Raw genomic sequence first — 11,079 nt, 5'->3', positions numbered from 1 at the left:
GAGGCCCACGCTTGTCGGGAGAATAACGAAGTGATATGGGAGAGTTGCATGGTCTTCTCCTTCTTATGGGTTGACGGTGATCACGCCGCTGGTGGCCGGCACAAAGCCGGGGCTGCTGGCTGTGATTTGGGTGGTGCCTGGAGATATGGCGGTGAAGGTGGGGCGGGCGGAGGAGCCTGCCTCTTTGGCCCAGGTAGCGGTGTTCGTCACAGTGCCTATCGACGGAATAGAGCTGGTAAAGGTGACGGACAGATTGACGGCTGGGTACTGGCTATTGGGCCAATAGGCCCCGTTTACTTGCGCAGCTACATATATATTCGTATACGTTTGACCTACGCGTAGCGCACTAGGGGCACCGTTCAATAATAAAAGCGGAGTAATAGTTTCTGTCGTGACCACGCCAGAAGTGAATCCAGCAGCGCTAGCTTCAATCTGGGTAGACCCCGTATCTAGCCCAGTAACAAAGAAATATGCACGACTTTGACCAGCAGGAATGGTTACCGTCTGCGGCGTCGAACAAACTTCCGACGCAACGCAACGCAGATTGACCACCACCGCATCCGCACCGCCACTGACCACACCATTGATCAAGCGCTCTACATACACCTCGCTGGTATATGTATACAGCCCCTTACCCACAACCACCTTGGACACATTGCTGTAACGACGTACCTGCAAGCCTTGCGCGGCAGCCGTGACCGTTTGCACCGCAGACTGAGCAGTCGTTATGCCTACTACTTCGGCTTCTACCCTGTAGGTTCCCGCAGCCGCTGGCTGGGCCACATAGCCAGTGCGAGACGTAGTGCTGTCCTTGGGTATCAACAACTGTGTAATCAAATTGTTACTGTTGTCGTAGATGCCATTGACGACCCCTGCTGGGCTCTGCTCCTTCGCTGCGACATTGACCTGCAATGCGTTGGCCGCAACTTGGCTATTAGGCCAATAAGCTCCTGGCACACTGAAGGTAATTGAGAAGTCATCTCTCACACTAGATGTCGTACGGCTTCCATCTAAACTGTTAAACACCACTGTGGGGACAACGACATCGATAGGAGTCGGTATGGCTGCGGTCGCTCCTTGCGCAGTTGCCTCGATATATGTCGATCCCACCTCTAGCCCAGTAACAAAGAAATATGCACGACTTTGACCAGCAGGAATGGTTACCGTCTGCGGCGTCGAACAAACTTCCGACGCAACGCAACTCAGATTGACTACCACCGCATCCGCACCGCCACTGACCACACCATTGATCAAGCGCTCTACATACACCTCGCTGGTATATGTATACAGCCCCTTACCCACAACCACCTTGGACACATTGCTGTAACGACGTACCTGCAAGCCTTGCGCGGCAGCCGTGACCGTTTGCACCGCAGACTGAGCAGTCGTTATGCCTACTACTTCGGCTTCTACCCTGTAGGTTCCCGCAGCCGCTGGCTGGGCCACATAGCCAGTGCGAGACGTAGAGCTTTCCTTGGGTATCAACAACTGTGTAATCAAATTGTTGCTGTTGTCGTAGATGCCATTGACTACCCCTGCTGGGCTCTGCTCCTTCGCTGCGACATTGACCTGCAATGCATTGGCCGCAACTTGGCTATTAGGCCAATAAGCTCCTGGCACACTGAAAGTAATCGAGAAGCCGTCCCTCACGCTGGCTGTCGTCCGGCTCCCATCTAGACTGTTAAACACCACTGTGGGGACAATGACATCCGTCGGAATCGGTGTGGCTGCGGTCGCTCCTTGTGCAGTTGCCTCGATATGTGTCGAGCCTGCATCCAGTCCTGTCACATAAAAATATGCACGGCTTTGCCCTGCTGGAATAGTCACCGTCTCCGACGTAGAGCACACTTCTGCGGCCACGCAACGCAGATTAACTACCACCGCATCTGCACCACTACTGACCGCGCCATTGATCAAGCGCTCGACGTATACCTCGTTCGGATGGGTATACAGCCCCTTGCCCACAACCACCTTGGACGCATTGCTGTAGCGGCGCACCTGCAAGCCTTGTGCGGCAGCCGTGACCGTTTGCACCGCAGACTGAGCGGTCGTTATGCCTACTACTTCGGCTTCTACCCTATAGGTTCCCGCAGCCGCTGGCTGGGCCACATAGCCAGTGCGAGACGTAGAGCTGTCCTTGGGTATCAACAACTGTGTAATCAAATTGTTGCTGTTGTCGTAGATGCCATTGACGACCCCTGCTGGGCTCTGCTCCTTCGCTGCGACATTGACCTGCAATGCGTTGGCCGCAACTTGGCTATTAGGCCAATAAGCTCCTGGCACACTGAAAGTAATCGAGAAGTCGTCCCTCACGCTGGCTGTCGTCCGGCTCCCATCTAGACTGTTAAACACCACTGTGGGGACAATGACATCCGTCGGAATCGGTGTGGCTGCGGTCGCTCCTTGTGCAGTTGCCTCGATATGTGTCGAGCCTGCATCCAGTCCTGTCACATAAAAATATGCACGGCTTTGCCCTGCTGGAATAGTCACCGTCTCCGACGTAGAGCACACTTCTGCGGCCACGCACCGCAGATTAACTACCACCGCATCTGCACCACTGCTGACCACGCCATTGATCAAGCGCTCCACATATACCTCGTTGGGATGGGTATACAGCCCTTTACCCACAACCACCTTGAACACGCCACTGTAGCGACGTACGTGCAAGCCAAACTTCTCCCTTACCTCCACATTCAGCACCTTGCGAATCAACCCAGGCGCCGTAATATCTATCGCGGTCTTACCCTTGGTCAAAGCATTCACAGTGACCGGTACCGTCGCATAAATCTGCCCCGTAGGCACAAACACCTCCGCCGGACTCACAGCAGCAACCGCAGGATTCTGGCTAACGACAGAAACAGTAATCCCGCCCTGAGGCGCCGCCTTGCTCAACTGCACACGAACCGTTCGGCTGAGCTCTTCATTCATCACCAGATCTGCAGCAGGATCAGTGTTAAGACTGATGGCGTCCACATTCACGCTGGTCTGGCCGGACTGGTAGCCAGTGGCGGTTGCAGTCAAGGTGGTAGCACCCAAGGCCTTGCCATTGATGCTGAAGCTCACCCGGCTTTGACCCGCAGGGATGAGCACGGTGGCAGGGGCTTGGGCCAGACTGCTTTGCGCGACAGCCAAGCTAACGGTCAAGCCGCCTGCAGGAGCTGGCTCAGTAACCTCCACAGTCACGTTGGTGCTGCCTGCAGGCGCTACCACTACGCTGGATGGCAATACCAGGGCCTTGCCTCGTACGGCGACGGTGGCCAGTGCACTGGCGTAGCCGTCTGCCTGCGCGGTCAAACGGCTGGTACCGTCGACCAATCCCGTCACTTCAAAATTCACGCTCTGTTGTCCGGCAGGCACTACCAAGCTGCTGGAGGCCGAAAGCACCGCCGTGTCCGCGTTGTCCAACCGCACCGTCACATTGCTTGCAGCAGGCGCAGGCAGCGACAAGGTCATCGGATAGTTGCGGTTGACCCCGACTGTGGGACTGGCAGGGGCCAAACCGAGAGAAGGCAGGCTGACCACTTCAATGTCGGTTTCCGCCATGCCCAAGCTCGCGTGGCTGGCCGTGATCTTGGTGGTGCCCAGGCTGCTGGCCTGCACCTCCAGATCGGCGCTGGTTTGCCCCTCAGGCACAGTGACGCGGGTAACGGCTGAGGCGACCGAAGGAACGCTGCTGCTGACATCGATCAGCGTGCCGCCTGCGGGGGCTGGGGCATTGAGCGACACCCGTAGCATGGCCACCACACCGGGACTGAGCTTGAGTTTGGCTGGCTCCAGCGCCAAAGGTGCCTGGCCGATATGCACCAGGCCTTGCTGCACCAGGTAAGGGATACCGACGATGCCCCAGACCACCTGCGTGCGAATGGTGCCTGAGGGCACAGAGATTGCATTGAGCGAGTTGCCATTGGCGGTGTTGCCCGTACCCACCGGTGACGAAGCCAGGTCCATGCTGATCGCAGGGCCACTGTGGTGGTTGATGGCGGTGTTGTTGATAACGGGGGAAGCCGATTCAATCGCCACGCCGCTGCCGTATTCGATGACGACATGGCCCAGCTGCGTCAGCGCCTGGTTGGTGCCTGCGGTGAAGCGCCATTGCCGCCAGTCACCGGCGGCGGGCGTTGCAGATGCCGAGGTGATTTTGATGGGCAAGCTGGGAGTGCCCACGGCCTGGAGCGCACCCCGCTTCAAAGTAAAGCTGGCCGCCGCTGCCATCTGGATGGTGACACCGGGCTCAATACTCAAGGTAGCGTTGTTATCCACAATCACATCGCCCTGGAACAGATAGGGCGACTGCGCTGCACGCAATGTTGTGTTGCTGGTGATCACGCCCGTCACTGGCGTTTGTGCCAAAGCCGACTGGGCCGCACAGAGCAGCATCAGCCAAAGGCCCAGCATCTGCAAGCCCTGCCAGGCCTTGCGTGCCCATGCTGTAGCTTGGTGCAGCGAAGATGGTGATTGTTGTTGGTACATGCTTCCCCCGGTATTTCTCATTTGTTGTTTGCGCTCATAAGCGTCCACACGGCGCTTGCAGCCGGTGGTTGGCGGTCTGTTGGATGGCGGCGGTTTGGGCCACTTGCTGTGTGTAGCTTTGCCAGCCGCCGTCTAGCCAATAGGCAGGCAAGGTGGCCATTGCGGCACTGGTCTCACTTGCGGAACGGCCCGCTTTGGATGCATCGGTGCTAGGCGCCAAGGTATTTTCGACTTGGGCACGCAAGCTGTCGCTGACCACGCCATCGGTGATGACCACCAAGCCCTGAGCGTAGCCCGCATGACGTACACGCTTGAGCCGGTCTTGGTAGGCGCGCGCAATGGCGGCCACCAACTTGGCATCGCGCTCTTTGCCTTCGGCCCTGACGGCTACTAGCTGCTCAGGCGGCACCGGCCACTGCGCCTGAGGCGCACGTTGCATGGCTTCGCTGGCAGAGATCACCGTCCATTGCATGCCTTGGCCCAGAGCGGCTATCCAAGTCTGCGCATCCAAGGGCTGCAACAACGGTTGGCTACCTGCCGTCGCCGCTTTCGCGGCCTGCCATGCTCGGACACCGCCCCGCACCGCCTGCAACTGGGCAAAGCCTTGCTGGCGCAGCTGACGGCAGGCCTGGTCAACCTCGGCGTTGTCGAGCCCGGTGCCCAGCAGCACTACGGACGTTTGCTGCAAGAAGCGTTTGCTGGCCATGTCAGAAAGCTCCAGCTGCAAGGCGCGCGCAATGGGCGCTGCGCGTTGCAGGCTGCGCGGCCGCACATCCACCAAGGTAGGAGGCTGGGCGCTTTGCATCGATGCAGCCGCCTCAGCAGCGTTTACCCAGCAGGCCTGGTCCAGCGCGAGCGGCGCGGTTTGCACCGGCCATGCCAACGCGGGCGTCTCTGTGGTTTGCGCTGCATATTGCGCAGCCGAACAGCCCAACTCCTTGGACGGGGCAGAAGCCGATTCAGACTCCACCAAAGGCGGAGGCGCAGTGACTGGCCGCGACCAAGCTGCTGCATCGCAGGCAGTACCACCCAAGGCTGCGCCGACCAAGACGGCCAGCGCAGCGTGCGTGCCCCATCTGGGGCCGCACACCTTGTGCTTAACGGCCATGGCCAGCTCCCAGCACAGCCTTGCGTCGTACCCCCACCAGCGCCGCCAAACCGGTCAGCAGCGACAGCATCAGCACGGCCAACCAGCCCAAGCCCGGCACGGGCACGGCTTGCTCATCGGCAGGCAGCGGTCCACTTTGGATAACCGGGCCACCCGGGTCTTTGATGACGCCATTGGCGACCAGGTCGTCATCGCCCAGCTGGCCATCGGTAATGCTGAAGCTCACCCGGTTGCCCTCCAGCTTGAGGTTCTTGGGCACATACCAAAGGCTGCGGCCACGCGAAGAAGGTGTAGGGCCGTACTTCATGTAGTTGCTCACGCCAAACAGGTTGGGCCACTCGGTCGTGATGGTCACCGTGCTGCCCACGTCGCAGCCGACCAGTTCGTACTCGAACACGCCATGGGGGAACACCAGCACATCAAACAGCGGCAGCCAGCCCTGCGCCCGCTTGACGGCGGTCTTGTCAGGGTTGAAGTGGCAGCTAGCGCCCCCACCCGTGACCGAGGCCTTCAGCGTGCCCGTGCCCGTGGGCGTGGGGATGGTGACTTGCTTGTCACCCGCGGGGGCCGGAGTGTTCTTGAGGCCCAGCTTGACATCGGGCGCACCGGCGGTGGTCACCACCACTTCGTAGTCACCCACGGTTGGGTTGGCGCTGAACATCAGCGATGCCGCCAGACCCTGTGCATCGGTCGTCGCTTGCGCAGTCAAGCCGCCACCCGCAAAGACAGCGCCTGCTCCGCTGGTGGGCATGCTGAAGCTCAGCACACGCCCTGCCACCGGTTCACCCAGTCCGTTGACCAGCTTGACACGGATCACCTCGGCAAAGGCCGTACCCACCACCGCAGACTGGCCGCCACCGGCAAGCACCTGCAGGTTCAGCACGGGCGCCGTTGCAGCCGTGTTCGTCAATGCAAACCGCACGCCGTCTGCCACACCGCCTGCACTGGCCAGCACCTCGAAGCTGCCTTCGGTGTTGTTGGCCGTGAGCACCGGCGCGCTGGCAAAACCATTGGCATCGGTTTGCACCTCTGCTTGCAAAGCGCCGCCTGCAAACGTGGCGCTTGCTCCGTTGGAAGGCAACTCGAAACGAATGCTGTGGTTGGCCACGCCCAGGCCTTGGCCATCCACCAGTTTGACGGCAAGCGCTTGCGCAAAGGCCGCGCCTACATGGGCCGACTGGCCGCTGCCGGCAACGCCAAGCAGCTGGAGCACCTGCACCGGCTGGGCCGTGTTGGTCAGCGCGAATGTCGCCTCGCCAGAGACACCTGCCGCTGTAGCGCTCGCCTGGTAGCTACCCTCCGCGCTGTTAGCCGTCAGCACCGGCGAGATCGCCAGGCCTTGGGCATCGGTAGAGACGCTGACGGTTTGTGAGCCATCGGCAAAGCTGGCCGTGGCATTCCCCATTGCAGCCATTGGCAGCGTGAACACCACCAGCTGACCCGCCACCGCTGCGCCTTGCGCATCCACCACCTTGGCTTGCAAGCGCTGGGCAAAGGCCTGGCCCACTTGCGCTGTCTGGCCGTCGCCAGTCACCCGCTGCAAGGTCAAGATGGGGGTTGCCGCATCGCTGTTGCGCAAGTCAAAGCTAGCGGGGGTGTTGACGCCGTCCACACTGGCAAACACTTGGTAGGCACCCACGACGGCATTGGCCGTGATGGCATCGGTGCTCGCTAGGCCTTGGGCGTCGGTGCTGACCTGCAAGGCGGCAGTGCCGTTGCCAAACACCGCACTGGCGCCACTGGCAGGTGCGGCAAAGCGCAGGGTCTGACCGGCTACCGGGGCACCATTCTCATCGGCCAGACGTACCTGCAGCGGCGCCGCAAACGCAGTGCTTACTTCGGCAACCTGCTGATTACCGCTGCTGATGGCCAAGGTCCAGTTCTTGGTGGCAGAGCCGTCATCCTTCCAGGCGGCAGATACCAGGCCGATCCACTGCGCTACGGACTGTAGTGCCGCATCGCGCCCAGCAGCTTGGGGCAGCGCACGCAGTTTTTCTTGCGCTTGCAGCAGCGCAGCAATCGCATCGCCCAGCTTTTGCTGCTGGACAGCATCGGCGGCTTGGTCGAACAGGGCCACCAGCTGGGCCTTTGCTGCATCGGTCAAACCTGCAATGGCGGGAAGCGCTGTGCGTGCATTGGCCTCCGCCTGCTGCTGCGCGATGGTGCGCAGGCTGTGCGACCAGCTCTCCACTACCACCCCATCTGCGGTATTGCGCAGCTGGGATTCCAGGCTGAATGCCTTGGCATCTGCGGGCAGCTGCAGCCACAGCTCAACGCCCTGGTCTGCACCGGCAGCCAGGTCCATGGGCCAGCTCAGCTGGTCGCCGTTTTGCGCGGCTGCTGGCTTGGACGACAGCAGCTGGGCGCCGTTGGCCAAGGCGGTGCTCAGCGTGAGCTGGCGGGCCTTGTCGTCGCCATTGTGGATGACGGTCTTCAGGTACACGCTGGATTGGGCGAGCATGGGGTCTGCCAGCTTGGGCTTGCTCAGCACCCTCTGGGCCTGAAGCCATGCCGTCCATTCCGTGCCGCTCAGCTGCTCAGCCAGGCTGTCAAAGCCCATGGCCAGCACCTGACCCTTGCCGTAGCTGCTGCGTGCTGCGGCGGTTTCTCCGGTCGCGTAGCGCAGCTCGCTGGTCGCTTGCGCATCAGCGGCCAAGGCCCAGCTTGGGCGGGTCAGCGGCAGCGCGTTAGCGCCCAACTGCAGTGCGGCGTTGGCCAACGGCTGATCGGCATAGCTGCCCCACATATCGGCAATGGCGCGCAAAGAGGTATCGGCAGCGCCGTCCACCACCAACGAGGCACCACGCAGCACGGCAGCGCGCACTTCTTCTTGCAGGTGGGCGCCCAGATCAGTGAGCGACCCGCTCAGCCACAGCAGGCTGAAGTCGCCGGCACGCAGCGCCTTTTGGAAGGCAGCAGCTGTCTCAACGATCTCTGCCTCATCGTCATACGCGGCCAGCACGGTTTGTGATGTCTGGCGCTTTTGCGCGGCGCAGGCGGTGTCTGCGCCGCAGCCGATATAGGCCAGCACGCGCAGACCCTGGTCTGCTGTTTGCGTGGCAGTCACGGCCTCGCTGCTCTGGATACGGATGAGGGTAGAAGCGCTGTTGTTGCTGCTGATATCGTCCTTGGTGGACGAGCCGATACGCGCAGCCACGGCAAACTCCTTAGCGCTGCCGTCCTTGGCTGTTTGCACTTGCAGGGTCAGGATGGCGGTGGAACGCGTTGCCATATCGCCCAGGGTCCAGACACCATTGGCATAGCTGCCCACAGCGGCCGATGGGCTCAGCACGGTTAAGCCCGCAGGTATTTCCACATTCACCGTGGTCGCCACAGCCGTTGCCGGGCCCAGGTTTTCTGCGGTGATCGTGATGGTGGATGTATCGCCGCGTTTGACGGTGGCCGGGGTGGCACCGGCGGCCACTGCCAGGTCAGCCTTGGGCTCGGGATCGGGGTTGTCGGGCGTGGCGGCACGCTTGGCAAACAGATAGCCGGATGCGGCGGTGCCGGCAGTCAGCTCAATGCTGCTGAACTTGCCCGCCGCGCTCTGCCCGCCCGCAGAGCCCGCCAGCGCCGCGCCATCCACCAGGCCATCGCTGACACCGGCGACCAAGGTGTAGACGCCTGGCTTGAGGTTGGTGAAGTGGAACGCGCCTTGCGCATCGGTATACGCCGTTTGCAGCTCGGCGGCGCCCGTGCTGGCTTGGGTACCGCTCAGTTTGACCTCGGTCACGGGGATGCCCGGCTCGCCGCTGTCGCGCAGGCCATTGGCATTGCTGTCCCGGTACACGAGGCCCGCAATGCTGGCCTCGGCCGCGCCGGCCACAAAGCCGATGCTGTACTGGCCGCTGGTGTTGGCATCGAAGATATTGAGAAAGTAGCTCCAGCTCAGGTCCTCATTGCGCTCCTTGGACAACCAGACGTTTTCTGCAGGCACGATATAGCCGTCCGACCGCGTGACCTGCACCGGCAGCTTGGCGCCGCGCGCCGGATCAGGCACCTGGGCATAGGCAAAGCCCTGGGCTACAGGGCTAAAGCGCAGGCTGGCGTTGTTGCCCTGCACGGTCATCTGCGCCGATGCCGTCTGGTTCTGCACCTCGGTGTCTGCGCCATCGGACTCGTAGACCCGGTAAACATCACCATCCTTGGCGAGAAAGTCGCGCACCTTGTCGCGCCCTGGCAGATCGACGCGCACATCCTGGACCAAGGTATGCGTGCGCACTTCCTTGATCAGCGAGGTGACCGCGCCGCCCAGGGAATCGGCATGGGTAAAGCTGGCGTTGAACTCGACAAACTTGCCCGCCAGGCTGGTGACCATGGACCAGCGGCCCATTTTGGAAGTACCTGACTCAATATCGCCAAAGTCCAAAAGCAGGCTCTTGCCTGCTGGTTGGTCGCCCACATAGCCGCCCAGTATCTGGAAGCTGATCGCCAGGCCCTGACGGTTCTCCACAATGCGGGGCTGGGCCGTGTCGATCTTGGTCTTGTGGGATGTGCCGCCGCCCTGGTTCTTGATTCGGACGCCCAGGGTGAAGGGCTCTGCCGCTTCGGTCTCTGGCGTGAAAGCGTCGTCGGCATACACATCACGCGGCAAAAAGTAATCCAGCACCAGCTCGGGCTGGGGGCGTACCACGATGGATTCTGGCGCCACCTCGACGGAATCGGCCTTGCCATCGAGCGTGTAGCTGACCTTGGCCCCCACGTAGTACACAGCGCCTTGCGGGTTGCTGCCACCACTGCCCGCAGCAGGAATGATGAGCCAGTTGATATGGGCCACCGCCTTGGGCGCGATCACGCCATTCTGCAGGTTGGTGATGCCCGTGACCTGGTCGGTGCGGTAGAAGAACGTCGCCCCCTGGGCATTGGGGTCCGAGGTGGCTATGACCAGGTTGTTGTTGGCGTCGAGGAACCTCAGCTCGATGGAGACGTTCTCCAGCTTCTGGTCCGCCAGGCCATTGGTGATGACCATCTTGGCGTCAAACGCCTGGCGCTCCAGCGAAAGCTTTTGCTCAATGACAATTTTGACTTCTGCACACACGGCATCTGCGGCTTGTGCAAAGGCACTGCTGATCGAATACAGCAGCCCCAGCACGAACATGCCCACCACCGTCGCCCAGCTGGTAAACAGCGGGCGGCCCCTCATTTTTTCATACATGCTGTGTGTCCATCTTTAGTAGGCCCAGAATTGCGAACGCCTTCTGGCCCTCCACCCCAATTGATGCCTATCAACGAATTTCCAAAATTTATGGATATTTATTGATAGTTTTATTGCATTTTGAAGCGCATTTGAATGAACACTGCTTACATGACGCTGACGCGCAGTTAGGCAAACACAACAGTCGCCGACAGGGGTAAGTACTGACAATCTTCCGGAGCAAGGCATGGGCAGCCTTGCTGAGCTATCGCCTCATAAAGCGGCAGACGGTGAGAAAGCGCCGTAAGAAAAACAAGGCAGTGCATCACCCTCGGTTGCAGGGCGACCAGGACAAAAAGTAGTGGAA

Annotated in this window: 3 protein-coding genes; all 3 read right to left on the bottom strand. The window is 60.8% G+C overall.

What is annotated here, in order from left to right:
- Window positions 1–63: 63 nt before the first annotated feature.
- Window positions 64–4,470 (bottom strand): hypothetical protein, encoded by a 4,407-nt coding sequence (locus DCO45_RS12365; protein WP_133248146.1) that lies wholly within the window; start codon window positions 4,468–4,470, stop codon window positions 64–66.
- 34 nt (window positions 4,471–4,504) lie between these two features.
- Window positions 4,505–5,275, bottom strand: a complete 771-nt coding sequence (locus tag DCO45_RS12360; RefSeq protein ID WP_165841190.1) for a hypothetical protein — start codon at window positions 5,273–5,275, stop codon at window positions 4,505–4,507.
- 292 nt (window positions 5,276–5,567) lie between these two features.
- Window positions 5,568–10,733, bottom strand: coding sequence for a choice-of-anchor U domain-containing protein (locus DCO45_RS12355; protein ID WP_116926124.1), 5,166 nt, complete (start codon window positions 10,731–10,733; stop codon window positions 5,568–5,570).
- Window positions 10,734–11,079: the final 346 nt, after the last annotated feature.

Origin of the sequence: Comamonas sp. JNW (assembly GCF_003105075.1) — a bacterium.
In the GTDB taxonomy this organism is placed as follows: Bacteria; Pseudomonadota; Gammaproteobacteria; order Burkholderiales; family Burkholderiaceae_C; genus Comamonas; species Comamonas squillarum.
This window is presented reverse-complemented; position numbering and strand designations above follow the sequence as displayed.

Coding starts and splice junctions, on each gene's coding strand:
- DCO45_RS12365 (WP_133248146.1), bottom strand. CDS start 4,470: ATGTACCAACAACAATCACCATCTTCGCTGCACCAAGCTACAGCATGG.
- DCO45_RS12360 (WP_165841190.1), bottom strand. CDS start 5,275: ATGCAAAGCGCCCAGCCTCCTACCTTGGTGGATGTGCGGCCGCGCAGC.
- DCO45_RS12355 (WP_116926124.1), bottom strand. CDS start 10,733: ATGTATGAAAAAATGAGGGGCCGCCCGCTGTTTACCAGCTGGGCGACG.